Below are 25,013 nucleotides of genomic sequence, written 5' to 3'. Positions count from 1 at the left end.
ATCAGACCACGACGACGGTCAACGCATCGTCATTGGCCGCAAGAATATTGTCGGAAAGCGGTTCCGGCCATTGCACCACGAGGCGGCCGAACAGATCGTTGAGCTCTTCTCGGTCAATGGCGTCGTAAAAACAGGGCGTCGTGGCGCGCGCGATGAAGCTGTGTAGCAGGTGCGCGGCATCATAGTCATAGACGATGTCGCTGGGAACGCTTCCCGGCTTGCGCAGCAGGAAGGTTCGCAGGCTTGTCAGGCGTGCCTGCCCGCCGTCTGTTGCGGCAAAGGAGAGCACGGCTGTCTGATGCGCAATGCGTGGGCCATCCTGCATCCGGTCATATATCGGCAGCGCATTGGCGCTGATGACATCGGTGAGATCGCGGAAATCGTTTGAGACGTCTTCGGAATGCAGGGTGTTGCGGATCGCCATGACACCGGCGGGATCGAAGCCGCGTGCTTGCAGAAGCTCGCCCAATGTCACGACGCAGCGCTTCTCAGCCCGAAAGCCTGGGCATTGCTGTTCAACACGCGCGACACCGCGCCGACTAGTTGTGCGGCAGCCTTGTCCTTGCTGAGGCCGGCCGTATCGACAATGGCGGATGCGCGGGAATAGAGCGGTTCGCGGCTCAGCAGGATTGTGCGCAATTCCTGCATGGCGGAGCGGTCGTCGGCCATCGGGCGCAAGTCTCCCTGGCGACGGACGCGTGCCATGTGTTCTTCGGGCTTGGCCTTGAGCCAGATTGTGTAGAACGACGACAATACGCGATCGAAGGTCACAGGTTCCGAGACGATGCCGCCGCCGGTCGCAAGGACGATGGGCTCCTTGCGTCCCAGCAGGCCGTTCAGCGCGGCCTGTTCCATGCGACGAAAGCCCTCCTGTCCATAGAGCGCGATGATCTCGGCGACCGATAGTCCGTTGTGCTGCTCGATCTCCTTATTGAGTTCGACGAAGCTCCAGCCGATCTTGTCCGCCAGCAATTTGCCAAGCGTCGATTTTCCGGCGCCGCGCAGCCCGATCAGGGCGATGCCGCTGAATGACATATAATTCTGGAACTGACCGTTCCCGCGTCCGGCGAGAACGTCCTTGGCCTGGGCGATCTGGTTCGGTGTCGCGTTGCGAACGAGGTCGCGAATGACCGGCCACTCCGTTGTCGGTTCGTCCGCCGGAATCAGATCTTCGAGATGGGCACCCATGGCGCCGGACACCCGGCGCAGCAGCACGATAGACACGTTGCCCTTGCCGCTTTCCAGTTGCGCGATGTAGCGCTCCGAAATTCCAGACACTTTTGCCAGCACCTTTCGCGACATGCCGCGCAGGCCGCGCATGGTGCGGACACGCTGACCGAGCTGTTCAAGAAAGGCGGTTTCGGGATCGGCCTGGTCGGTCATGTGGCGTGCGTGCTCGCAGAGGATTTCAGGAAAGATAATTCCGGATGCGATTGACAGCAACCGGAGTTGGTGACTTTATATGAATTATAATTCAAAAAAGACGATAGGGAGAGCACCGTGAGCAACGGTTGTGGAATCGCCCAAGGTGCAGACGCATCATGAGTGGGCCGTCCAGTTCTTACAATGCGGTGACCTGGCTTCTCGACCGCAACATCGATGAGGGCCGTGGCAGCAAGCTCGCCTTCACCGATACCGTGACCGAACTGACCTATGGCGACCTGCAGGTAAAAAGCTGCCAACTGGCCAATTTACTGAAGCGGCTCGGTGTCCGGCGCGAAGAACGCGTCGCGATGATTATGCTCGACACCGTCGACTTTCCTGTGGTGTTCCTCGGCGCGATCCGGGCCGGCATCGTCCCGGTGCCGCTCAACACTCTGCTGACCTCGGACCAATATGCCTATGTGCTGGCCGATTGCCGGGCGCGCGTGTTGTTCATTTCCGCGGCGTTGTTGCCGGCGGTCGACGAGATGCTCGGTCGTTTGCCGGATCTTGAGCATGTGATTGTTGTCGGTGGCGCTGGCAATGGCCGCAAGAGTCTGGCTGACGAAGTCAGGAATGAGAGCACAAGCTTCGCCACGGTCGCGACCCATGCGGACGAACCTGCCTTCTGGTTGTATTCGTCCGGATCCACGGGCATGCCGAAAGGCGTTCGCCATCTGCACGCCAGTCTGGAGGCAACGGCGACCACCTATGGCAAGCAGGTTCTCGGCATCCGCGAGGACGATGTCGGACTGTCTGCGGCCAAATTGTTCTTCGCCTACGGCCTCGGCAACGCCATGACATTTCCCATGTCGGTTGGCGCCACGACGGTGCTCAATCCGGAGCGACCCACGCCGGCCACCATGTTCGGCCTGATGCGCCGATATCAGCCGAGCATCTTTTTCGGGGTGCCGACATTGTTCGCAGCGATGCTGAACGATGAGGGGTTCAAAACGGAGGCTCGCCTCCCGCGCCTGCGCATTTGTACCTCGGCTGGCGAAGCGCTTCCGGAGCCGGTGGGGAACGGCTGGAAGAGCCGCTTCGGCGTCGATATTCTCGATGGCGTCGGCTCAACCGAACTGCTGCATATCTTTCTGTCGAATGCTCCCGGTGATATCAAATACGGCACGTCCGGCCGGCCGGTGCCAGGTTATCGTGTGCGGCTCGTCGATGACGCGGGGCTCGATATTGCCGATGGAGAAATCGGCGAGTTGCTCGTCGATGCGCCGTCTGCCGGCGAGGGATACTGGAATCAGCGTAGCAAGAGTCGTCGCACCTTCGAAGGTCATTGGACGCGCACTGGCGACAAATATGTCCGCGACGCCGACGGGCGCTATACGTTCTGCGGACGTGCCGATGACATGTTCAAGGTGTCCGGCATATGGGTGTCCCCTTTCGAGGTCGAGAGCGCGCTGATCGCGCATCCCGCCGTATCCGAAGCGGCGGTCGTACCGGAGGCCGACGGCGAGGGGCTGTTGAAGCCGAAGGCCTTCGTGGTGCTGAAGCCGAATGCCGTGGTCGAGGGCCTACGCGAATCCTTGAAGGATCACGTCAAGCAACGGATCGGTCCGTGGAAATATCCACGCTGGATCGAGGTTGTCGATTCACTTCCCAAAACAGCCACCGGAAAAATCCAGCGCTTCAAATTGCGCGATGGAACGGCAGCCTGAAACCGAGAGATGGATGACAAGATGAGCGCATTGCAATCCGCGGGACGGCTGACCATCGGTGCATCCGAACTTGAATACCGTATGATCGGTCCGCAACCCGATGCGGCGCCGACCATCATACTGCTGCATGAAGGGCTGGGCTCGGTCGCGCTGTGGGGCGACTTCCCGGACAAGCTTCAGGCGGCGACCGGGGCCGGTGTCTTCGTCTATTCGCGCGCCGGATATGGCGCGTCGACGCCGGTCGTGCTGCCGCGGCCGCTGGACTACATGCATGTCGAAGCACTTGAGGTGCTGCCGCAGCTGCTAGATGCCATCGGCTTTCGCCGCGGCTTGCTGGTCGGTCATTCCGATGGCGGATCCATCGCGGCGATCTATGCCGGTGGCATTCAGGACCATCGCATCCGCGGCGTCTCGATGATCGCGCCGCATTTCGTCGTCGAGGATATTTCCGTCACGTCGATCGCTGACATCAAGACGGCCTACGAACAGGACGACCTGAAAGCGAAACTGGCGCGCTGGCATGATGACGTCGACAACGCGTTTTATGGCTGGAACGGCGCTTGGCTCGATCCGCAGTTCCGCGACTGGGATATTTCCGACTATCTCGCTTACGTGCGCGTGCCCGTGCAGATTTTGCAGGGCGCCGACGATCACTACGGCACCATGAAGCAGATCGAGATCGCCGAGGTCGAATGCTATTGCCCGGTGGATGTCGAGATCATTCCCGGCGCTGCGCATTCGCCCCATCGCGAAGCCCCCGAGGCAACCTTGCGGGCCGTGGCGGATTTTACCAATCGCCTGCTGCATTTTCACGGCGAGGGCGAATTACGCGCTGCGTAAGCGGGCACGATCGTGACTGTCACTCCTTCTCTCGCGATGCCGCGCTGGCCCTATCGGCTAGGCAAGCAGACGAAGGCTGATCACGACACGCTGGCGCAGGCCAAGGCGCTGGTCCCGCTGCGCTATGCCCGGTTCGTCCCGGCGGATGATCCGGCGTTGCGCTACGGGCTCGCGCTCAACGATGCCGGCTTCTTCTGGGAGGCTCACGAAATTCTCGAGGCTGTCTGGAAGGTGGCGCCGCAAAGAGGGCGCGACCGGATTCTGCTTCGCGCCTGTATTCAGGTTGCCAATGCCAATCTGAAACTCAGTCTGCAGCGGCCGCGCGCGGCATATCGATTGCTGCAGGACGCACTGTCCGAACTCGATGAACTCGCCATGCGTCCGCTGGCGGGTGTTGCCGGAAGTTTTTCCGAGCACTTTCCGGTCGCGATGCTGGCGTCTGCGCTCGCGCATCAACTGGCGATCGACGAGGCCGAGCGGGGTCCGGTCAAGATCACCGGAACATGAAAGAAAATGCATAATTGTATCGGATTTCCCTAGACGCCCTCAATATCATGAATTATTGTGCATATAAGCAAGGCGCACAGCGCATGAATCAAGACTGTCAAAGGGTGGAGCATGGCCGCAGAGCAACGCGTTCTCTCGAACGGCGCCAAATTTATCGACTTCCAAACCGATCCGTCGCGCTACCGCCACTGGAAGCTCAGTGTCGATAAGGCCATCGCAACGCTCACCATGGATGTTGATGAGAATGGCGGTCTGTTCGAAGGCTATCAGCTCAAACTGAATTCCTACGATCTCGGCGTCGATATCGAACTGGCAGATGCCGTGCAGCGGCTTCGCTTCGAATATCCCGAGGTCAAGGTTGTGCTGCTGCGCTCCGGTAAGAACCGCGTGTTCTGTGCTGGCGCCAATATCCGCATGCTGGCCGGCGCGACCCACGCGCACAAGGTCAATTTCTGCAAATTCACCAACGAGACCCGCAACGGCTTCGAAGACTCGAGCGAAAATTCCGGCCAGCGCTTCATTTCGGTGATCAACGGTACCGCTGCGGGTGGCGGCTACGAACTGGCGCTGGCCACCGATCACATTATCATGGCGGACGATGGTTCGGCGGCGGTGGCGCTGCCGGAAGTGCCGTTGCTCGCGGTGCTGCCGGGCACCGGCGGCCTGACCCGCGTGGTCGACAAGCGCAAGGTGCGCCGCGATCACGCCGATTACTTCTGCACGATCGAGGAAGGTATCAAAGGCAAGCGCGCAGTGGCGTGGCGGCTGATCGATGACATCATTCCGAACAGCAAGCTTGAAGCCAAGGTCGCGGAACGGGCCAAAGAGTTTCTGGCGACGTCGAAACGTAATGGCGCCGGCGATGGCCTCAAGCTGGCACCGCTGAATCGCGCCTTCGGCGACAGCGGCATCCGCTACGATATGGTCAATGTCGATATCAATCGTGCAGAGCGAATTGCGACCATCTCGATCAAGGCGCCTGACGCTGCGGCGCCGTCGGATATCGACGGGATGATAGCGCGGGGCACTGCCTTCTGGCCGCTGCAGGTGGCGCGCGAGCTGGACGATGCCATCCTGCACCTGCGGATCAATGAACTTGAGACCGCCATGCTGGTGTTCAAGTCGCATGGCGACGGCGCCAATGTACTGGCTCATGACGTTTTCCTCGAAACCCACAAGGCACATTGGCTGGTCAATGAGATCCGGCAATACTGGAAGCGGGTGCTGAAGCGTATCGACGTGACGTCGCGTACGCTGGTGACGCTGGTCGAGCCGGGCTCGTGCTTTGTCGGCACGCTGGCCGAACTCGTCTTCGCTGCGGACCGCTCCTACATGCTGGTCGGCCAAAAACAGGGCGACAACCGCGCGCCGCCGGCTATCGTATTGAGCGCGATGAATTTCGGGCCTTACCCGATGAGCCACGGGCTGACGCGGCTACAGTCGCGCTTCCAGGCCGATCCGGAGGATGTCACCCGCGCGAAAGCGCGGATCGGCGAGCCGCTCGATGCGGAAGCCGCGGAGCAGCTCGGGCTCGTCACCTTCGCGCTCGATGACATCGACTGGGATGACGAGGTGCGCGTATTCTTCGAAGAACGCTGCAGCTTCTCACCCGATAGCCTCACAGGCATGGAAGCCAATCTGCGCTTTGTCGGGCCTGAGACGATGGAATCGAAGATCTTCTCGCGGCTGACCGCCTGGCAGAACTGGATCTTCCAGCGGCCCAATGCGGTCGGCGAGAACGGCGCGCTTGGACGTTACGGCACCGGCCAAAAGGCGCAGTTCGACATGACGCGCGTGTAGCGTCTGCAACTGGAACAGCTCGGCCATGTGTCACTCTTTGGATAAATGCAAGTCGGTGGCTTGCCCAATTCGAACGATCAGAAATACAGCGGGAGATCCCAGTCATGAACATCATGAATGTCGACTACAGCACGAAGATTCCGAACAACGTGAATCTGGCCGAGGATCGCCAGGTGCTCAAGGCGCTGGAGGGATGGCATCCCGGCTATCTCGATTGGTGGAACGACATGGGGCCTGAAGGTTTTCAGGAATCCCTCGTCTATTTGCGCACCGCGATATCGGTCGATCCCAAAGGCTGGGCCAAGTTCGACTATGTGAAGATGCCTGAATATCGCTGGGGCGTGTTGTTGGCGCCGCAGGACACCGAGCGCAAGGTGAACTTCGGACGACATATGGGCGAACCCGCCTGGCAGGAAGTGCCCGGCGAATATCGGGCGATGCTCCGACGCCTCGTTGTCATTCAGGGTGACACGGAGCCAGCGTCGGTCGAGCAGCAGCGTCATCTCGGTCAGACCGCGCCGTCGCTCTACGACTTGCGCAACCTGTTCCAGGTCAATGTGGAGGAGGGGCGCCATCTCTGGGCGATGGTCTATCTGCTGCAGAAATATTTCGGCCGTGACGGCCGCGAGGAAGCCGACGATCTTCTCCGTCGCCGCTCGGGCGATGCCGATGCGCCGCGCATGCTCGGTGCGTTCAACGAGGCCACGCCGGACTGGTTGTCCTTCTTCATGTTCACCTTCTTTACCGATCGCGATGGCAAGATGCAGTTGGAGAGTCTGGCGCAATCCGGCTTCGACCCGCTGTCGCGCACCTGCCGCTTCATGCTGACGGAGGAGGCGCATCATATGTTCGTCGGCGAGACCGGCGTCGGGCGCGTGTTGCAGCGAACCTGCGAAGCGATGAAGGCGGCGGGGATCGAGGATCCTAATGCCATCGAGAAAATCCGTGCGCTCGGCGTGATCGACCTGCCGACCATGCAGAAGAAGATCAACCTGCACTATTCGCTGTCGCTCGACCTGTTCGGTTCGGAAGTTTCGACCAATGCCGCGAATTTCTACAATTCCGGACTGAAGGGCCGCTTCCAGGAGACCAAGATCGAGGATGATCACCAGCTCACCAACGACATCTATCAGGTCCTGAAATTCGTCGATGGCGAAATCAAGCTGGTCGACGAGCCGGCGCTGACCGCGCTCAACATGCGCCTGCGCGACGATTACACCGCGGATTGTGCCAAGGGCGTCGAGCGCTGGAACAAGATCATCGAGAAGGCCGGCGTCAATTTCCGCTTCGATCTGCCTCACACCGCGTTCCATCGCCAGATCGGTGAATTCCGCGATGTGAACGCTTCGCCGAAGGGCATCATTATGAGCGATGCCGCCTGGGCGAAAGCCAGGAACGACTATCTGCCGTCCGTTGACGACGGTGATTTCATCGCGTCGTTGATGACGCCGATCAGCGAGCCCGGCAAGTTCGCCAGCTGGATATCGGCGCCGAAGGTCGGCATCGATAACAAGCCGGGCGACTTCGAATATGTAAAGATTGCAGCCTGAAACAAGCACACGCGGCGGAGGGATTTCCAGCCCCCTTCCGCCGCTGTCAGTCCTCGATGGCACGCGCGGGATCTGCCATGAACGCCCCTTTCAAACAGCACCTGATCGATCCGGAAATCTGCATCAGGTGTAACACCTGCGAGGAGAGCTGTCCGGTCGATGCGGTGACGCATGACGACAACAACTATGTCGTCAACGCAGAGATCTGCAATTACTGCATGGATTGCATCTCGCCGTGTCCGACCGGCGCGATCGACAACTGGCGTGTCGTCGCGGCGCCATATTCGCTCGACGAGCAGTTCTCCTGGAGTGACCTGCCGGCGCAGGAGGAGATCGCGGACAATAGCCCCGGGGCGGGCGCCATCGAGGCGCTCGAGGATGAGATCGGCGCGTTGCTCGAAGAAGCACGCAAAGGGCTGGGCGGCAAGCCCGTCGCGCCGCTGTCATCGAGCAAGGCGTCGGTCAATCTCTATAACCGCGGCAAGCCCGCGCTGGCCACGGTAACCGGCAATTTTCGACTCACCCATGCGACGGCCGACTCCGACGTGCGCCATATCATCCTGGATTTCGGCGAGCAGCCGTTTCCCATCCTTGAAGGCCAGAGCATCGGCATCGTCGTGCCGGGCTTGGGCGCGGACGGCAAGCCGCATCAGGTGCGGCTCTATTCGATCGCGAGTTCGCGCGATGGCGAGAAGCCGAACACCAACAATCTGGCGCTGACCGTGAAACGTGAGTCCGGCGGGCTGTGTTCGAATTACCTGTGCGATCTGCCGCGTGGCGCAAAGGTCGAAGTCACCGGGCCATTCGGTGCCACCTTCCTGCTACCGAACGATCCTTCGGCGAATGTTCTCATGGTCTGCACTGGCACGGGCTCTGCACCATTCCGCGGCTTCACGGAGCGCCGCCGGCGCGCGATGCCTGGCGCGCCCGGGCGGCTGCTCCTGTTCTTCGGTGCGCGCCGCCCCGAGGAGTTGCCCTATTTCGGTCCGCTGCAAAAGGTCCCAGAGGAGTTGCTGGGCAAGCACTTCTGCTATTCGCGCGTGCCGGGCGAGCCACGGATCTATGTGCAGGATCGTATTCGCAGCGAAGCTGCAGCGATCACATCGCTGCTGCGCGACGTGCAGACCCACGTCTATATCTGCGGGTTGAAAGGCATGGAAAGCGGCGTTGAAGAGGCCTTCGCCGATATTTGCCGCGCCGCGTCGATGGATTGGTCGGATCTGAAAGCGGCGATGCGCGGCGGTGGAAGATATCATGTCGAGACTTACTGATCGATGTTGCATCCGAACTGGCAACGACCGGTTCGACTGAACAGCCCGAATAAGAACAAAGACGGGTAAGTTGTGGGGGAGAGAAGCGATGGTTCTGGACCGCGACAATGCGGCTGGCTCAGGCAGTCCATTTTTTCTGACGCCGTCGGTTGACGCAGAACAGCGATCCGACGGTACGATCCTTCTTCGATCCGATACAGCACTGCGTTCCTATGCGCGTTGTGTCGGGGACTGGCTCGAACATTGGGCACAACAGGCATCGGAGCGGATCTTTCTGGCGGAGCGGTCCAGTCCGGATTTGCCTTGGGTGACGCTGAGTTATGCAGAGACGCTTCGGCGGGTGCGCGGCGCGGGTAGCTGGATTCTTGCACAGGAGATGAGTGCGCAGCGGCCCCTCGCAGTGCTATCGGACAACGGCATCGAGCATGCGGTTCTCGCCCTGGCAGCGATGCATGTCGGTGTGCCCGTTGCTGCGATTTCGCCGGCATATTCGCTGATGTCGCAGGACTTCGAAAAGCTGCGTGGCGCAATTCAGCTTCTCGATCCCGGTGCCATCTACGTCTCGGACTTGCATCGGTTCGGTCAGGCCCTCGCTGCGATCGCCCCGTTTCACACTGCTGCCATCATCGGTGGTGGCGCGACCGCCGGAGTGGGATGGTCATATGCTGATGTGGTCACAACGCCGGTAAGCGCAGCCATCTATCATGCCTTCGCAGCGGTCGATGCAGATACGATCGCCAAATTCCTGTTCACATCGGGATCGACCGGCGCGCCTAAGGCGGTCATCAATACCCAGCGCATGCTGACCTCGAGCCAGCAGGCCAAGGCACAGACTTGGCCGTTTCTCGAAGCCGCGCAGAGCGAGCTCGTTCTTCTCGACTGGCTGCCCTGGAGCCATACCTTCGGCGGAAATCACAATTTCAATATGGTGCTTTGCAATGGCGGAACGCTGTACATCGACAGCGGCAAGCCCGCGCCCGGATTGTTCGCGACGTCGATCGCCAATCTGCGCAGCGTCATGCCGACGGTCTATTTCAACGTGCCGCGTGGCTTCGACATGCTTATTGCAGCCCTGCGGAAGGACGATGGGTTGCGAGAGCGCTTCTTCAGCGAGGTGAAGTTCGTCTTCTATGCCGGTGCGGCTCTGCCGCAGAGCACATGGTCGGCGCTGGAGACACTTTCCATCGAGACAATCGGGCGTCCGTTGCCGATGGTCTCCGCCTGGGGATCGACGGAAACATCGCCGCTTGCGACCGATTGTCATTTTCAGGCGCCAAGATCAGGCAATATCGGCGTGCCTATTCCTGGTACGGAGCTAAAGCTCGTACCATCTGACGGCAAGTTCGAGGTGCGGGTGCGCGGGCCCAATGTGACGCCGGGCTACTGGAAGGCGCCGGACCTCACCGCGAAAGCTTTTGATGCGGACGGCTTCTATCTGATCGGCGATGCCGTTGCATTTGCAGATCCGGCTCATCCCGAGCAGGGCTTGCTGTTCGACGGGCGCATCGCCGAGGATTTTAAACTGACATCGGGCACATGGGTCAAGGTCGGAACGCTGCGCGTGGCAGGAATCTCCGCGTTGGCGCCACTGGTTCAGGATATTGTCGTGGCCGGCCATGGTGGCGAGGATGTGCGCTTCCTTCTTGTTCCCAATCTGGCTGCCTGCCGTGCCGTGTCGGGCCTGCCGGATTCAGCGAGCATCGATGCCGTGCTTGGCTGCGAAAATGTGCGTTCGTCCATAGGGGAAGGGCTCGCAAGACTGAAGGCGGCAGGCGGAGGGTCTTCCACCTATGCAACTTGCGCGCTGTTGCTGGCAGAGCCGCTATCTGTCGATGGCGGCGAGATTACTGACAAGGGCTACGTCAATCAGCGCGCCGTTCTTGCACGCCGCGTAGCCGACGTGGAAGATCTGAACAGAGGGTTCTCAGGCCGCTTGATAATCTGCGCGAGCATCGAGCAATACGCCCGTCATGCCTAGCCGGGATATCCAGAACTCGAACGATGCATCGGGACAATAAAATATCGCGTTGATGGTGAAGGCATAAGGTCGAGCGACCACACGCAAGACTCTGCCGATGCGATCAACTGTCACATGCCGTGTCATGTCGTCGTCACACACCAGCGCGGGCGCCGTGGTCAAATATGGCGCTCTTCCCCAGAGCACATGGACCGGCGCGAGGGCATTCGCGCGCTCCACGAGGTCGCCTTTCCCTCCAGGAGGCGACCTCGTTTGTTTCTGATGAACGGCTCATGCGAAGTGTTCGCGGAACATGTCTGATTCGCATGCGTGTTAAGTTGCACTGAGTTCTACTCCTGGTGCAGACCGAACTCCGGCATTCTTCTCACACAGTGAGATTTCACGCGACACACACGGCAACTCCCGGCGCTGCACGTCGTTGCATCATTCTGGTCCGTCAGGGCCGAGCGAAGAAACGTTGATGCGGCGGAATGAAAAATTTGAAATCCTATTCCGCCGATCGCTCGAACTATGAAGTTTCATCTCAGGCAAACAGAGTATGATCGCTGCGATCCGCAATCGGATTGCGCGGCACCGATGCTATCGTTCCCGTCAAATACATCGACTGGAGAAGCGAGCAATGGTGATGCGGACGATAGGTTTGATTGGTGGAATGAGCTGGGAAAGTACTGCTGTTTACTACCGCCGGCTGAATGAGCAAGTCCGCACGGAGTTCGGTGGGCTCCACTCCGCGGATATTCTGATGCGCTCAATCAACTTCGATGCGATTGTGAGCCTGCAGAAGCAAGGGCGTTGGGACGAGGCCTGCCAGGTTCTTGCTGACATCGCCCGGGATCTGGAAGGAGGCGGTGCCGGTTGCATTCTGATCTGCACCAACACGATGCATAAGCTTGCCGACGAAGTGCAGCAGGCAGTGTCGATCCCGCTTCTTCATATTGCCGATGCGACTGGTGCTGCCGTGAAGGCTGCAGGGTTGCAGCGGCCACTACTTCTGGCAACGCGCTACACGATGGAGCAGGACTTCTATGTGACGCGATTGCGCGAGGGGTTCGGGCTAGATCCCGTTATTCCGGCTGAGGCCGATCGTGTGTTCATTCACGACATCATCTTCGATGAACTATGCCAAGGCGTTGTTCGCGAGGATTCGCGCCGTCTCTATCTCGATGCGATTGCACGAGGAAAAGAGCACGGCGCTGACGGTGTAATTCTTGGTTGCACCGAGATATGTCTGCTGGTCGGCCCCGAGCATATCGATCTTCCCGTCTTTAATTCAACAATTCTGCACGCGGATGCGGCGCTGGCTTTTTCAATGTCGAAAGAAGAGCCGCGACCACGTGCTGCATGACATCGGCGTGATTGATCTTTGGATTGGCATCGATCTTGCTCGTCTCTCTAACCTGGAAGGCAATGAGGCTTTCGTATGAGTGATATGCGTACTGCGCAACGTAAGATCTCGCCGGTCCTCGACCACGTCGTCATCAACGTGATGGGCCAGCTTGATGAGCCTGCTGCGCAATATACTCGCCTCGGCTTTCAGTTGACGGAGCGCGGTCACCATACGCTCGGCTCCAGTAATAACCTCGCGATCTTCGGCACGAACTATCTCGAACTTCTCGGCTATTTGCCGGGGCGTGAAACGATGCGTGCAGATCTCTGGACACATCCGCCAGGATTGAGCGGTCTGGTTTTCAAGTCCGTCGATGCCGATCTGGTTTATGCGACACTGAAGGACAACGCTGTTCCCGTCATGGAGCCAATGAGCTTCGCGCGGCCGGTCGAATTGCCGGGCGGCGCCCAAGACGCGCGTTTCAAGGTCATCCGCGTGGCGGGCGACGAAGTGCAGAACGGCCGCACGTTCTTCTGCCACCATGATACGCCGGAACTGGTGTGGCGCCCCGAATGGCAGACGCATGCCAATGGCGCTACTGAAATCGTCGAATTTGTCATCGCCTCGCAGCAACCGGCGCGAACTGCAGCGCCCTATGAACGCATGTTCGGCGCACCGCTCCTGACGCTGACGGATGGCGGCTTTTCGTTCAGCGCCGGTGCCGCGACGATCTTCATACTCGATCCTGCAGCCGTGGCCGATCGCTACGTCGGGGCCGCGCTGGTCAGCCCGGATGGCACTGACCGCATGGTCGCGCTGGTGTTCAAGGTCGCGGCGCTCGACACGCCGCGCGCCGTATTCGATGCGGCCGGCGTTTCCTTCAAGCCCTATGCTGATGGCATCATCGTGTCGCATGCCGATGCAGCCAATGTCGCTCTGGGGTTCACGGCGTGATGGTAGTGCTCCCCAATGATTTCACCCGGAGTTTTGCGCTCGACTATGACGGCGCGCGCGTGAAGTTTCGCAACGCTGCGAATGATGTCGGCGCTGCGTTGACCACCTACACCCATCCGGCGCTCAAGGGCCCGAATGGCCAGGATCTGTGCATCGACGTGGCGCGGCTCGGTGATCCGCGCGCAGCTTCGCAACTGGTGATCCTCAGTGGTACGCACGGCCTTGAAGGCCTCAGCGGTTCGGCGGCGCAGATCGGTTGGATGCAGAGCAATTTTGCGCGCGCCCTTTCGCGCGGCGTGTCGGTTCTCTTTGTTCACGCGATCAACCCCTATGGCTTTGCCTGGGGTACGCGGACCACCGAGAACAATGTTGATCTTAATCGCAACTTCATCGATTTCGCCGCTCCCCGTCCGGCCAATCCGGGTTATGCGAAGCTTTATCCGCACCTGCTTCCGGAGGACTGGACGCCGGCAGCCCTGCAGATCTACGCCGACGCCGTCGAAGCTTTCAAGGAGGCGCATGGAGACGACGGTCTGTTCGACACGCTGGCGCGCGGGCAGTACGACTTCCCGGATGGTTCCAACTATGGCGGCTCTGGGCGCGAGTGGTCCAATCTGACTCTGCAGACCATCGTCGCCGATCATCTCGGCGCGGCCGAGCGCATCGGCTTCATCGATTGGCATACCGGCATCGGTGATTTCGGCGAGTCCTTCTTCCTGTGCTTCAACCCTGAAGGAGGCGCGCTTCATGCGGAAGCCGTGCGCTGGTGGGGCGAAGACCGGATCGTCGGTCAAAAGCCGAACAATTTTGCACGGCCCAATTATCAGGGACTCGTGTTTCACGGCATGACCAGGTTTCTCGGCGCGCGACCGATGGTCGGCGCTGTGATCGAATTTGGCACGCGTGGTACCAAGGTCCGCCGCGCCCTGCAGCTCGATCTCTGGCTGAAGTTCAAGGCCGAGAAAGACAGCGAGCGCGTTCGCATGCTGCGCGCAGACCTGCACGATTGCTTCGTGCCCGTGTCGTCGCACTGGCGTGAAGAGACTACAGAACAAGCCATTTCCATCACTCAACAGGCGGTGGAGGGGCTGGCAAGCTGGTCCCTCTCTGCCGCAGCCTGAACCAACGGAGCGAGATAGATCATGCGAGCAGTTGTCCTTTACGAACACGGCGATAACGATAAGCTGCAATTCACGGCGGATTATCCGACGCCGAAGGCCGGCGAGGGCGACGTCGTCATTCGCGTGCGAGCATCGTCGATCAACTATCACGACGTCTTCACCCGCCGCGGTATGCCCGGCATCAAGGTGCCGCTGCCTGTCATCATTGGCCTCGACGTGGTCGGTGAGATCACCGAACTTGGCGCGGGCGTCACTGGCTGGAGCATCGGTGATCGCGTGCTGATCGATCCGGTCAACCGCGTCGAAGGCGGCCTGATGGGCGAGACCCAGGACGGCGGCCTCGCCGAATTCTGCCGCGCCAAGGCGCATCAGCTCGTCAAGATTCCGGAAGGCGTCAGCTTTGAGCAGGCGGCGGCACTTCCGGTCGCCTATGGCACCGCAATTCGCATGATGAACACCATCGGCCAGATCAGGGCCGGCGAGAAGGTCCTGATTCTCGGCGCCAGCGGCGGCGTCGGCGTGTGTTGCGTGCAGCTCGCCAAGCTGGCCGGCGCTTATGTGATCGCCTGTGCCGGCAGCGAGGAGAAGGGCAAGCGGCTCACGGAGCTCGGCGCAGACGAGATCATCCTCTACACGCAGTCCGACTTCATGAAGACGATCTATGAGCGCCACGGAAAGCCGCATCGCCGGCGCTTCGTCGAAGGCGGCGGTGTCGATGTGGTCGTCAACTTCACCGGCGGCGACACCTGGGTAAAATCGCTGCGCTGTCTGAAGCTCGGAGGCCGCATTCTGACTTGCGGTGCGACTGCCGGCTACTCGCCTACTGAAGATCTTCGCTTCATCTGGACCTTCGAACTGGAGATCAAGGGCTCCAACGGCTGGGAACGTGACGATATCACAAAACTGTTTGATCTCGTCGCCGCCAAGAAGCTGCAGGTACTGATCGACAAGACCTATCCGCTGGAGGAAGCAAAGGAGGCTGTGCGCATCATTGAGGACCGTGCGGTATTCGGCAAAGTCGTGGTGACGCCGTGAGCAAGCCCGACGTCAAGATTCTGACGGCTGCCGAGATTCAGCAGATGCTGGACGTGTCGCCGTTCAATCTGTTCCTCGGCCTTGAGGTCATCAAGGCCGATCCGGCAACGCAGGAAGTGACGATGCGGTCGCCGATGCGGCCGGAATTCGAACGCCGACCGGGCTCCAAGCAATGGCATGGCGGCGTCATTGCCTCGGTCATCGACACCGTCGGCGATTTCGCCGTCGGCATGATGGTCGGGCGCGGCCTTCCGACCGTGAACTTCCGGGTCGATTACCTGAAGCCGGCTGTCGATACCGCCTTGGTCGCCGTGTCGCGGGTGCGCCGTGCCGGCAAGAGCGTCGGTGTCGCTGACGTCGATGTGTTTGACGAAAAGGGCGCGCTGCTGGCCATCGGCCGCGGCACCTATTCGACGCTTGAAGCAAAATAATAGCAGGACCGGGCGGCGCACGATGGCGGACCGGTTCCTGTCTGCAACAAAGGAAGAACAATGAGCGGTTTTAGCAGACGTGATTTTTTGATGACGACAGCCGGTGCTGCTTTGGCCTCCGGCTTTGCCGGTTCTTCCAAGGCGGCAACCGGGGCCCCGAAGCGCGGCGGCACGCTGGTCGGCACATGGGGCGGATTTGAGCCGCAATCGCTGTTCGTTCCAGCGGGGGGCGGCTCCAGTCCGTATTTCACGTCGACCAAGGTGTTCGAGCGGCTGATCCGCCTGACCGCCGACCTCAAATTCGAGCCGGTGCTGGCTCTCGGGATCGAACCGGCAGAGGATTTCCGCAGCTACACGATCAAGCTACGTCCGAACGTCACCTGGCATGACGGCAAGCCACTGACCTCGGACGATCTGGTCTTCAATGCGATCCAATACTGGAAGCCGATCTCCGCTGGCGTCACGCTCGATGCTCTGCTGACCGCGGAGGCCGTGGATCCGCTGACCGTGGTGCTGAAATTCAAAGTGCCGGTGCCAGAGTTCTTTCTCAAGTCCGTGCTGGCCGGCAAGGCCGGTCTCGTCATTCCCAAGCATATCTATGACGGGTCGAACATCATTACGAACCCGATCAACAACACGCCGATCGGCACCGGTCCGTTCAAGGTCAAGGAGTGGGTGCGCGGCAGCCATGTCGAATATGCCCGCAATGACAATTACTGGAATTCGGGCTTGCCCTATCTCGACAAGTTGGTGATCCGCTGGTGGCGAGATCCGGCATCGCGGTCGGCCGCGTTCGAGGCCGGCCAGCTTGATATAGGCACATTCAATCCGATTCCTGCGCCGGATATCGCGCGCCTGACGGCCACCAAGAAGTTCGTTGCCGAGACCAAGGGCTATTCGAATTCGGCGTGGATCACGAGTGTCGAGTTCAACCAGCGTCGCGAGATCTTCAAGAAGCGCGAGGTGCGTCAGGCCCTGCTTCATGCGATCGACCGCAGCTTCATCGCGGATACGGTTTTCTTCGGTCGCGCGCGTCCCTCGCTTGGTGCTCTCCACTTCTCGAATTCAATCTTCTTCACCAAGGACGTTCAGGATTATCCGTTCGACGTTAAAAAGGCGGCCGCGTTGCTCGATGCTGCCGGCTATCCGGTGAAGGCCGGTTCGCGCTTCAAGATGAGCCTGGTATCGGCCGGGTGGTTCGAGGAAAACGTCAAGATCGGTCAGTATTTGAAGCAGGCTTTCGAGGACGTCGACATCACCGTCGATCTGGCGATCCCCGATCGCGCGACCTCACTGAAACGCATCTACACCGACTATGACTATGACGTCGCGGTGTCGAACAATTCAGCGAGCATCGAGCCGATCCCGCAGACAACGCAATACTACACCACAGATGGTATCGTGAAGGGGGCAGCCTTCCGCAACGCCACCGGTTATTCCAATCGGAAGATGGACGAGACCGTCAGCAAGATGGCGATCGAGACCGATGAGAAGAAACGCGTATCCCTGGTGCACGAGTTCGACAAGCTCGCAGCGAGCGACGCGCCGGTCCTGCCGATGGTCGACCTTGAACCCGTGACGATCGCTCGCTCCGATGTCCGCGATCATTCGCTGACGGCGGACTTCATGGGCGAAAGCTGGGCCGAGGTCTGGCTGGACCGCTGAGAGCGGAGGCAAACGTGCGTCGCATCATCATCCGCAGGCTCGTGCAAATCATTCCGCTGATCTTCGCGGTCATTGTGATGAATTTTATTCTGATCCATCTGGCGCCGGGGAGTCTGTTCGACGTCATGACGTCCGAACAGCAGATCACCGACCCGAAGATGCTGGATCAGCTGCGTCACACCTACGGGGTCGATCAGCCGGTGTCGGTGCAGCTTGCCAAATATATTTGGTCGGTGATGCGGCTCGATCTCGGCTATTCGTACCGGCAGAACGCACCGGTGTTTGATGTGATCATGCAGCAGCTTCCGGCGACCTTGATCCTGATGCTGGCGGCAATCGGAATTGCTTTGCTCGTTGGCGTCACGGCCGGCGTGCTGGCGTCGATCAAGGTCAACACGATCTGGGATAATCTGATCTCGCTCGGTGCGGTATTCTTCTTCGCTGCACCGAGCTTCTGGCTTGGCATCATGATGACGGTGATGTTCGCGGTGAAACTCGGCTGGTTTCCGGTCGGCGGCATGCGTACCATTGGTGTGGACGAGAGCGCCATCGGCGCTGTGCTGGACGTCATGCACCATCTCGTCCTGCCTGCAACGGCACTAGGGCTTTTCTACGCCGCGACCTTCGCGCGGGTGATGCGGGCCTCAATGTTGGAGGTGGCCCGGTTGGATTTCGTACGGACGGCGCGTGCCAAAGGCCTGTCGGGCGGTCGTGTGGTCCTGGCGCATGTGATGCGCAACGCGATGTTGCCGATCGTTACGCTGCTCGGATTGCAGCTTGGCACCATGCTTGGCGGGAGCGTCGTCATCGAAGCAGTGTTTAGTTGGCCCGGCATCGGCAGTCTGTTGTTCGACAGCGTGATGAGCCGCAATTTTCCCATGGTGCTCGGTGTGCTCGTCCTCGGTTCGCTGCTGGTCGCGGTCTGCAACGCGACCGTCGATCTGCTGTATCTGCGGCTCGATCCCCGGATCAAGGCGAGGTAGATCATGCTGACATTGTTCTTCGACTTCGCCCGGCGCTTCGCCCGCAACCGCGCGGCGCTGGTCGGTCTGTTTCTCGTCCTGGTCGTCGTCGGTGTTGCTATTGCCGCGCCATGGTGGTTCCCGCGCAACCCGCTTCGTATTGTCGGGCGGCCGGAGATCTGGCCCTTCATGTCGTCGCGTTATCCGCTTGGCACGGATTCTCTGGGTCGTGACATTGCAGCGATGATTGCCCACGGCGCCCGCACCACGCTTCTGATCGGCCTCTGCGCCAGTCTCACCGCAACCATCATCGGCATCACCGTCGGCGCCACTGCGGCCTATGTCGGCGGCTGGGTCGATGAGCTGTTGATGCGCCTGACCGAATTATTCCAGACCATCCCGAACCTGATCTTCGTGCTGACCATCGTGTCGATCCTCGGGCAAAAGATCGAATATGTCACCATCGCAGTGGGCGTCGTGACCTGGACGCCGATCGCACGGCTGACGCGCGCCGAGTTCATGTCGCTGCGCGACCGCGAATTCGTGCAGGCGTGCCGCGCCATGGGGATGGGCAGTCTGCGGATCATGTTCGGCGAGATACTGCCGAATGCGTTGCCGCCGGTGATCGTGCTGTCATCACTGGTCGTTGCTGGAGCCGTTCTGTTCGAGTCCGCTGTCGCATTCCTCGGGCTCGGCGATCCCAATGTCACCAGTTGGGGACAGTTGATCGGGGACGGCCGGACGCTCATTCGCTCGTCCTGGTACATCTGCGCAGTGCCGGGTCTTGCGATCATGCTCACTGTGCTGGCGCTCAACCTTGTAGGCGACGGCCTCAACGATGCGCTTAACCCCAAGCTGCGGGATCGCTGAGATGATCATGGGCAGCAAAGCCGGTCCAGCGCCAATCCTCTCCATTGAGAACCTGGAGGTGTCGTTGTTCACGCGCCGTGGCATTTTGCCTGCGGTCGATGGCCTGTCGCTGACGGTCTCGGCCGGCGATACGCTGGCCATCGTCGGTGAATCCGGCTGTGGCAAGTCGCTGACGGCGCTGGCGATCATGCGGTTGTTGCCGAACCCGCCGGCAAAGATCGTCGGGGGAGCCGTCCGCTTTATGGGGCGTGATCTCGCTGCCTTGTCCGAGCGCGAGATGCAGCGGGTCCGCGGCAAGGACATCTCGATGATCTTCCAGGATCCGATGACATCGCTGAACCCTGTGGTCGCGGTTGGGGATCAGCTGATCGAAGCAATCCGGCGCCACAATGACGTGTCGCGTCACGAGGCGAGAGACCGCGCGGTCGAGTTGCTGCGCCGGGTGCGTATCCCGGATGCGGAACGCCGCTTCAATGATTATCCGCACCAGATGTCTGGTGGCATGAGCCAGCGTGTCATGATCGCCATGGCGATTGCTTGTGGGCCAAAGCTCCTGATCGCCGACGAGCCGACCACTGCGCTCGACGTTACTATCCAGGCGCAGATCATCGAACTGATGAAGGAGTTGCAGTCCTCATCCGATATGGGTCTCATCATCATCACCCATGATCTCGGCGTGGTTGCCGAAGTTGCCGACCGGGTGGCCGTGATGTATGCCGGCCGCAAGGTCGAGGAAGCGCCTGTGGAGGCATTGTTCGAGCGGCCGCTGCATCGCTACACGCGGGGGTTGCTGGGGGCGACGCCGTCGGCACAGCGCCGACGTGGCAGTCGTCTCGTCGAAATTACGGGCAACGTGCCGGCGCTGTCCGATTTGCCGCAGGGCTGCGCCTTCCAGAACCGTTGTCCCGATGTACTCGATCGCTGCCGTGCCGAGCGACCACAGCTGGCGCCGTTGCTGCCGCACCGTTCCGCCGCATGTTTTGCTGCCGAGAAGGAGTTATCGCGCGATGCCGCTGCTATCGGTGCTTAGTCTCTGTGTCCAATACCAGAGCGCGCAGGGTGTCGTGCGGGCGGTCGACGATGTGAGTTTCGACCTCGAACCCGGAGAGACCGTAGGTCTGGTCGGGGAATCCGGCTGCGGCAAGTCCACGCTCGGCAAGGCGATCATGCGTCTGGTGCCGACGTCCGACGGACGCGTCTTCCTCGATGGTGACGATGTCACGCGGATGCAGGCCGGCGCGTTGAAGGCCTCGCGGAAGTCGATGCAGATGATCTTCCAGGATCCTTATGGATCGCTCAATCCACGCCACGACGTCGGCACCATCGTCGGGCAACCGCTCAGCGTCGCCGGCTGGTCGCGCCGTGATATCAAGGATCGTGTCATCGAGCTGATGGGACAGGTGGGCCTGCCGGCCGATGCGATGCGGCGCTATCCGCATGAGTTCTCTGGCGGCCAGCGCCAGCGTCTCGGCATTGCGCGTGCACTTGCGCTCAAGCCCAAGGTCATCATCTGCGACGAGCCGGTATCTGCGCTGGACGTTTCGGTGCGCGCGCAGGTTATCAATCTGCTCGAGGACCTGCAGCAGGCAACGGGCGTGTCGTATCTGTTCATCTCGCACGATCTTTCGGTCGTCGAGCATATTTCGGACCGGCTGATCGTGATGTATCTCGGTCGGATCGTCGAAACAGGCCGCAGCGAGGATGTCTGGGATAGACCGGCGCATCCTTATACGGAGGCATTGCTTGCCGCCGCGCCGATCGCCGATCCGCGCACCGCACGCAGCCGCACCCGCAGCGTGCTGCAGGGTGAGTTGCCCAGCCCGCTCAATCCACCGCCAGGCTGCGGCTTCAATACGCGCTGCCCCTACGCTCAGGCGCTTTGCCGCGAGGAGCGACCGATGCTGCGCGATGTCTCCGATGGCCGCAAGGTGGCTTGTCATTACGATCTGCTTGAACAACCCGCGGCGTTGCCGCGGGTTGCGCGGGTAGCCAATTAAGTTCTCAGAAGTGGAGTATTGCCAATGCGGTGGAATAATCTCGGTGACCTGATCGATCGCAGCGGTGACCTTGATCGGGAGGCGGTCATCGATCTGATCGATCCCGCGCATCCCAGGCGCTACACGCACCGTCAGATCGACGAGATGGCAAACGGGGTCGCCCAGTATCTTGTCGATAGTGGCTACAAGCGCGGCACACATATCGCGATCCTGTCGTTTAACCGCGCCGAATACATCATTTGCTATTTCGGCATCATGCGCGCCGGATGCATCGCTGTCCCGGTCAATATCAAGGCTGCGCGCGACACGGTCGATTTTGTGATGGACGACGCGAAGATCGCGCTGGCATTCGTCGACAATGCCAATCGGCCGATGGTGCGCGACGACATTCCCGTCATCAATTTCGACGACAACGGCCCAGAGGGCTTTTTCGCGACGATCAAGCCCGCCTCGTTCACAGCGGTAGAAACCACGCGGGAGGAGGTCGGGCAAATGCTCTATACGTCCGGCTCCACCGGCCGGCCCAAAGGCGTACCACTATCGCATTACGGACAGCTCTGGGCGATCTCGACACGGACCAGCGGCGCGCTCAATCAGGATGATCGCTACATCATCGCGCAGCCGCTGTTTCACATGAATGGCCTGTTCGCCATCAAGACGATCTTCGCTCAGAATGCGTCTGTGGTGGTGCTGCCGTCGTTCGAGACCCGCAGTTATATTGAGGCCATCGCCAAGTACAAGGTGACCGCCGCCACGGCCGTTCCCACCATGTGGGCCCGTGTCGTCAAGGAAACGGAACTGCTGGCGAAGAATGATATCACCTCGGTTCGTCGCCTGATGCTTGGGTCGGCGCCGATGACCATGGGTCTGTGGGACAGGATCAAGCAGGCGCTGCCCAACGTCGTAATGACGATGGGCTACGGCACCACGGAAGCGGGGCCGGCTGTGTTCGGCCCGCATCCCGACAAGATCCCGACGCCGCCGTTAGGGTTGGGCTATCCGATCCGCGTGGAGGACGTCCGTCTCGTTAATGGAACCGAGAATGAAGGTGTGCTGTTGATGCGCAATCCGGCGGTGCTGGATCACTATCACAATCTGCCGCAGCAGACCGCCAAGGTGCTGACCGATGGTTGGTATTACAGTGGCGATGTGATGCGCCGCGATGCTAACGGCTTCTATTTCTTCGTGGGCCGTGCGGATGACATGTTCGTCTGCTCCGGCGAAAACATCTATCCGGGCGAAGTCGAAAAGCTGTTGGAGCGTCACCCGCAGGTCCAGCAGGCGGCGGTGGTGCCGTTGCCCGACGAGGAACGGAGCCAGGTGCCGGTTGCGTTTATTGTCACGCGGGAGCAGCCTACGCCGAGCTTCGACGATATCCGTCAGTTCGCCATCGCCAATGGTCCGGCATATCAGCACCCGCGCCGCGTTGAATTCGTCCACGAATTGCCGTGGGCGGGCACCAACAAGATCGATCGCAAGGCTCTGATCGATCGGGCGCGCAGCCTGGAAGCCAGTCACGGCTGGTCCGCATGAGCGGGCTCGCAGGGAAGGTCGCGCTGGTCACTGGTGCCAGTCGGGGGATCGGTCAGGCGATCGCGCTTCGCTTGGCGAAGGACGGCGCAACCGTTGCGGTTCATTACAACGCCTCGGTCGATGCCGCGAATGCGACCGTGGCGGCCATCGCCGCCGTTGGCGGCGACGCCTTTCCGATCAAGGCTGATCTCTCGGAACGCAATGGCGCGGCCGCCTTGGCCGCGGATTTTGGTGCCGAACTGACCGAGCGCCATGGCAGCCCTGCATTCGACATTTTGGTCAACAACGCCGGCGTCGGAAAGCGTGCGACCATCGAGGATATTTCCGAGGACGACTTCGACCTTCTGCTGCAGACCAATCTGAAATCGCCGTTCTTTCTGATCAAGGCGTTGATGTCGCATCTGCGCGATGGTGGCCGTATCATCAATATCTCGTCGATGGGGACGCGTTCGGCCTATCCGACCATGGCCGCCTATGCGCCGGCCAAAGCGGGTCTGGAAGCGCTGAGCCGATTGCTGGCCGTTCAACTCGGTGGTCGACAGATCACCGTGAATTCCGTGATGCCCGGTGCGACCGCGACGGACATGAACATCGTCGCGCGCGATCCGGTGGCGAGCCGCGCAGTGGCTGAGACCATCGCGCTCGGCCGGGTCGGGCAACCCGACGATATCGCAAGGGTCGTCGCCTTTCTCGCGTCGGACGAAGCGGGCTGGGTCACTGGCCAGCAGATCGATGCCAGCGGTGGCCAGCGACTGTAAGAGGCCACGCGTTCAATCAACGAGCCGATATCACGACACGCGGTAGCGAATTCATCTTAGCACTGCGTTAGCAGAGGCGTCGCTTTTGACGCCAGCCTGCTGCTCGAATGCGCAGCGATGATAATTGTTTATGCTCGCGAACTTTCAAATCTCGCAATAGCATTGCGTCACGATGGCAATGAACGGCAGAAATATTCTGCGTACACCCTTCATCGGAGGTCACAATGCTCGACGAGCTCGACCGCAAAATTCTCGCGGCACTCCAGGTAGACAGCAGCCTTTCCATGCAGGACCTGGCTGATCGTGTTGGCCTGAGTTCCACGCCGTGTTGGCGTCGCATCCAGAAGCTCGAAAGCTCTGGCTACATCAAGCGACGCGTTGCACTTCTCGATGCAGACAAGCTGAATTTGGGTGTCAGCGTTTTCATCGCCGTGCGAACGAACCAGCATAACGCGGAGTGGGTTCAGCGTTTCCGGAAAATCGTCGTCAGCTTCCCCGAGGTGGTCGATTTCTATCGCCTGAGCGGCGACGTGGATTATCTGATCCGGGCTGTGGTCTCGGACATCCGGGCCTACGACGATCTTTATCAGCGGCTGATCGCCAAGATTGATCTGCATGATGTGTCGTCAATGTTCACGATGGAGCAGATCAAGTCGACGACCGAATTGCCGCTCGTGAATGCTTTGGTGAAGCAGGGCAGGGGCGATATATCTTCGGCGGCGCATTTCCTGTCACATTGAGATGCCGCGGCTCCGAAGCTGCCGCATGGAGTGTAATCGTTCGTGTGCCGCGGGCCGCACCGTTCCACGATTTTCGGCTGGAGCGGTACGTGCCGGCCGATCGCATCTGCGTCTTCTACGGTTCGACGAGGGTCGGCAGAGGCATTATGTGGGCCAAACGAAAAACCCGCCGGTTAGGGCGGGCTTCGGCGGTCGTCTCGATTTTGGTCCGTCATTCAAAGCGACAAGCGTACTGCCCCCGCGAAGGGGGTCTGGTTCAAGCTCGTTTGAGTCCGGTGACGCGGCTGCTTATGCCGGATGATTGGAACAGGCAGGGAACAGAGCCCCGGATAGTCCCGTATTGAACCGCGATTCGCGTTCTGTTCTGCCGCGAGATGCCTGATTGTCAGGTGCCTCGGTCGGGAGAACTTATTGATTTAACGGGGGAAAAATGGTGCTGCCAGACAGGATTGAACTGTCGACCTCTCCATTACCAATGGAGTGCTCTACCACTGAGCTACGGCAGCATGCTGGGTGCAGGAATCAGCCTCGAGGGCGCCTACCAAGCGGGGCGATCCTTGCCACAAGGTCACGGGCGGCGCA

At 60.3% G+C, this 25,013-nt stretch carries 22 protein-coding genes and 1 tRNA gene; 20 read left to right on the top strand and 3 right to left on the bottom strand.

Translation table 11 applies throughout. The features are described 5' to 3' along the window. Position 1: 1 nt before the first annotated feature. Positions 2-475, bottom strand: coding sequence for a hypothetical protein (locus tag AC1DUY_RS05515; RefSeq protein ID WP_478112853.1), 474 nt, complete (start codon positions 473-475; stop codon positions 2-4). Next, entirely contained in the window at positions 472-1,383 is a 912-nt protein-coding gene (locus tag AC1DUY_RS05510; protein WP_184511849.1) for a helix-turn-helix transcriptional regulator, read from the bottom strand. The genes AC1DUY_RS05515 and AC1DUY_RS05510 overlap by 4 nt, the downstream gene beginning before the upstream one ends. A 158-nt stretch (positions 1,384-1,541) precedes the next feature. Here AC1DUY_RS05510 and AC1DUY_RS05505 point away from each other — a divergent pair, with 158 nt between their 5' ends. From AC1DUY_RS05505 to AC1DUY_RS05410, 20 genes are all read left to right on the top strand, one after another. Next, entirely contained in the window at positions 1,542-3,092 is a 1,551-nt protein-coding gene (locus tag AC1DUY_RS05505; protein WP_184511848.1) for a benzoate-CoA ligase family protein, read from the top strand. Positions 3,093-3,113: 21 nt separating this feature from the next. Next, entirely contained in the window at positions 3,114-3,932 is an 819-nt protein-coding gene (locus AC1DUY_RS05500; protein WP_478112850.1) for an alpha/beta fold hydrolase, read from the top strand. A 12-nt stretch (positions 3,933-3,944) separates the two neighbouring features. Then, positions 3,945-4,439: a DUF309 domain-containing protein gene (locus tag AC1DUY_RS05495; RefSeq protein WP_478112848.1), complete on the top strand. Its 495-nt coding sequence runs from the start codon at positions 3,945-3,947 to the stop codon at positions 4,437-4,439. Between the two features lie 111 nt (positions 4,440-4,550). Continuing rightward, positions 4,551-6,239 carry a 2,3-epoxybenzoyl-CoA dihydrolase gene (gene boxC, locus AC1DUY_RS05490; RefSeq protein WP_478112846.1) on the top strand — a complete coding sequence of 563 codons (1,689 nt, stop codon included), beginning with the start codon at positions 4,551-4,553 and terminating at the stop codon, positions 6,237-6,239. Between the two features lie 104 nt (positions 6,240-6,343). Next, a complete protein-coding gene (boxB, locus tag AC1DUY_RS05485) occupies positions 6,344-7,789 on the top strand; it encodes a benzoyl-CoA 2,3-epoxidase subunit BoxB (RefSeq protein WP_478112844.1) in 1,446 nt (481 codons plus the stop codon). A 77-nt stretch (positions 7,790-7,866) separates the two neighbouring features. Continuing rightward, on the top strand, positions 7,867-9,060 hold the full coding sequence (boxA, locus tag AC1DUY_RS05480; RefSeq protein WP_120287978.1) for a benzoyl-CoA 2,3-epoxidase subunit BoxA: 1,194 nt from the start codon (positions 7,867-7,869) through the stop codon (positions 9,058-9,060). 88 nt (positions 9,061-9,148) lie between these two features. Continuing rightward, entirely contained in the window at positions 9,149-11,038 is a 1,890-nt protein-coding gene (locus AC1DUY_RS05475; protein WP_478112841.1) for a feruloyl-CoA synthase, read from the top strand. Positions 11,039-11,663: 625 nt separating this feature from the next. Continuing rightward, on the top strand, positions 11,664-12,383 hold the full coding sequence (locus AC1DUY_RS05470) for an aspartate/glutamate racemase family protein (protein WP_478113371.1): 720 nt from the start codon (positions 11,664-11,666) through the stop codon (positions 12,381-12,383). A gap of 75 nt (positions 12,384-12,458) precedes the next feature. Then, complete coding sequence (locus tag AC1DUY_RS05465) at positions 12,459-13,319, top strand: VOC family protein (protein WP_478112839.1); 861 nt, start codon at positions 12,459-12,461, stop codon at positions 13,317-13,319. Beyond that, on the top strand, positions 13,319-14,440 hold the full coding sequence (locus tag AC1DUY_RS05460; protein ID WP_478113369.1) for a M14 family metallopeptidase: 1,122 nt from the start codon (positions 13,319-13,321) through the stop codon (positions 14,438-14,440). Before AC1DUY_RS05465 ends, AC1DUY_RS05460 begins: the two co-directional genes overlap by 1 nt. Before the next feature lie 21 nt (positions 14,441-14,461). Further along, positions 14,462-15,475, top strand: a complete 1,014-nt coding sequence (locus tag AC1DUY_RS05455; protein WP_478112837.1) for a quinone oxidoreductase family protein — start codon at positions 14,462-14,464, stop codon at positions 15,473-15,475. Then, entirely contained in the window at positions 15,472-15,906 is a 435-nt protein-coding gene (locus tag AC1DUY_RS05450; RefSeq protein ID WP_093756972.1) for a PaaI family thioesterase, read from the top strand. Before AC1DUY_RS05455 ends, AC1DUY_RS05450 begins: the two co-directional genes overlap by 4 nt. A 90-nt stretch (positions 15,907-15,996) precedes the next feature. Beyond that, entirely contained in the window at positions 15,997-17,571 is a 1,575-nt protein-coding gene (locus AC1DUY_RS05445; protein ID WP_478112835.1) for an ABC transporter substrate-binding protein, read from the top strand. Between the two features lie 14 nt (positions 17,572-17,585). Further along, positions 17,586-18,554: an ABC transporter permease gene (locus AC1DUY_RS05440; protein ID WP_478112833.1), complete on the top strand. Its 969-nt coding sequence runs from the start codon at positions 17,586-17,588 to the stop codon at positions 18,552-18,554. A gap of 3 nt (positions 18,555-18,557) precedes the next feature. After that, complete coding sequence (locus AC1DUY_RS05435) at positions 18,558-19,403, top strand: ABC transporter permease (RefSeq protein ID WP_093756969.1); 846 nt, start codon at positions 18,558-18,560, stop codon at positions 19,401-19,403. A 7-nt stretch (positions 19,404-19,410) separates the two neighbouring features. Then, positions 19,411-20,433, top strand: coding sequence for an ABC transporter ATP-binding protein (locus AC1DUY_RS05430; protein ID WP_478112831.1), 1,023 nt, complete (start codon positions 19,411-19,413; stop codon positions 20,431-20,433). Then, on the top strand, positions 20,411-21,400 hold the full coding sequence (locus AC1DUY_RS05425; RefSeq protein ID WP_478112829.1) for an ABC transporter ATP-binding protein: 990 nt from the start codon (positions 20,411-20,413) through the stop codon (positions 21,398-21,400). Before AC1DUY_RS05430 ends, AC1DUY_RS05425 begins: the two co-directional genes overlap by 23 nt. A 24-nt stretch (positions 21,401-21,424) precedes the next feature. Then, complete coding sequence (locus AC1DUY_RS05420) at positions 21,425-22,933, top strand: class I adenylate-forming enzyme family protein (RefSeq protein ID WP_478112827.1); 1,509 nt, start codon at positions 21,425-21,427, stop codon at positions 22,931-22,933. Then, a complete protein-coding gene (locus tag AC1DUY_RS05415; RefSeq protein WP_175366292.1) occupies positions 22,930-23,691 on the top strand; it encodes an SDR family NAD(P)-dependent oxidoreductase in 762 nt (253 codons plus the stop codon). The genes AC1DUY_RS05420 and AC1DUY_RS05415 overlap by 4 nt, the downstream gene beginning before the upstream one ends. Before the next feature lie 224 nt (positions 23,692-23,915). Beyond that, positions 23,916-24,431 (top strand): Lrp/AsnC family transcriptional regulator, encoded by a 516-nt coding sequence (locus AC1DUY_RS05410; RefSeq protein ID WP_175366291.1) that lies wholly within the window; start codon positions 23,916-23,918, stop codon positions 24,429-24,431. A gap of 431 nt (positions 24,432-24,862) precedes the next feature. On the opposite strand, the gene AC1DUY_RS05405 is transcribed toward AC1DUY_RS05410, so the two are convergent. Next, positions 24,863-24,937, bottom strand: a tRNA-Thr gene (locus AC1DUY_RS05405). Positions 24,938-25,013 lie beyond the last annotated feature (76 nt).

It is taken from the genome of Tardiphaga sp. P4_G1 (assembly GCF_056401215.1).
Note: the sequence above shows the minus strand (reverse complement) of the source record. Positions and strands in the feature narration are given on the sequence as shown.

Bases quoted from the DNA above. Each gene is read 5' to 3' on its own strand.
- AC1DUY_RS05510 (WP_184511849.1), bottom strand. From the start codon at position 1,383: ATGACCGACCAGGCCGATCCCGAAACCGCCTTTCTTGAACAGCTCGGT.
- AC1DUY_RS05500 (WP_478112850.1), top strand. From the start codon at position 3,114: ATGAGCGCATTGCAATCCGCGGGACGGCTGACCATCGGTGCATCCGAA.
- AC1DUY_RS05410 (WP_175366291.1), top strand. From the start codon at position 23,916: ATGCTCGACGAGCTCGACCGCAAAATTCTCGCGGCACTCCAGGTAGAC.
- AC1DUY_RS05470 (WP_478113371.1), top strand. From the start codon at position 11,664: ATGCGGACGATAGGTTTGATTGGTGGAATGAGCTGGGAAAGTACTGCT.
- AC1DUY_RS05425 (WP_478112829.1), top strand. From the start codon at position 20,411: ATGCCGCTGCTATCGGTGCTTAGTCTCTGTGTCCAATACCAGAGCGCG.
- AC1DUY_RS05420 (WP_478112827.1), top strand. From the start codon at position 21,425: ATGCGGTGGAATAATCTCGGTGACCTGATCGATCGCAGCGGTGACCTT.
- boxA (WP_120287978.1), top strand. From the start codon at position 7,867: ATGAACGCCCCTTTCAAACAGCACCTGATCGATCCGGAAATCTGCATC.
- AC1DUY_RS05505 (WP_184511848.1), top strand. From the start codon at position 1,542: ATGAGTGGGCCGTCCAGTTCTTACAATGCGGTGACCTGGCTTCTCGAC.
- AC1DUY_RS05465 (WP_478112839.1), top strand. From the start codon at position 12,459: ATGAGTGATATGCGTACTGCGCAACGTAAGATCTCGCCGGTCCTCGAC.
- AC1DUY_RS05460 (WP_478113369.1), top strand. From the start codon at position 13,319: ATGGTAGTGCTCCCCAATGATTTCACCCGGAGTTTTGCGCTCGACTAT.
- boxB (WP_478112844.1), top strand. From the start codon at position 6,344: ATGAACATCATGAATGTCGACTACAGCACGAAGATTCCGAACAACGTG.
- AC1DUY_RS05445 (WP_478112835.1), top strand. From the start codon at position 15,997: ATGACGACAGCCGGTGCTGCTTTGGCCTCCGGCTTTGCCGGTTCTTCC.
- AC1DUY_RS05435 (WP_093756969.1), top strand. From the start codon at position 18,558: ATGCTGACATTGTTCTTCGACTTCGCCCGGCGCTTCGCCCGCAACCGC.
- AC1DUY_RS05415 (WP_175366292.1), top strand. From the start codon at position 22,930: ATGAGCGGGCTCGCAGGGAAGGTCGCGCTGGTCACTGGTGCCAGTCGG.
- boxC (WP_478112846.1), top strand. From the start codon at position 4,551: ATGGCCGCAGAGCAACGCGTTCTCTCGAACGGCGCCAAATTTATCGAC.
- AC1DUY_RS05475 (WP_478112841.1), top strand. From the start codon at position 9,149: ATGGTTCTGGACCGCGACAATGCGGCTGGCTCAGGCAGTCCATTTTTT.
- AC1DUY_RS05430 (WP_478112831.1), top strand. From the start codon at position 19,411: ATGGGCAGCAAAGCCGGTCCAGCGCCAATCCTCTCCATTGAGAACCTG.
- AC1DUY_RS05455 (WP_478112837.1), top strand. From the start codon at position 14,462: ATGCGAGCAGTTGTCCTTTACGAACACGGCGATAACGATAAGCTGCAA.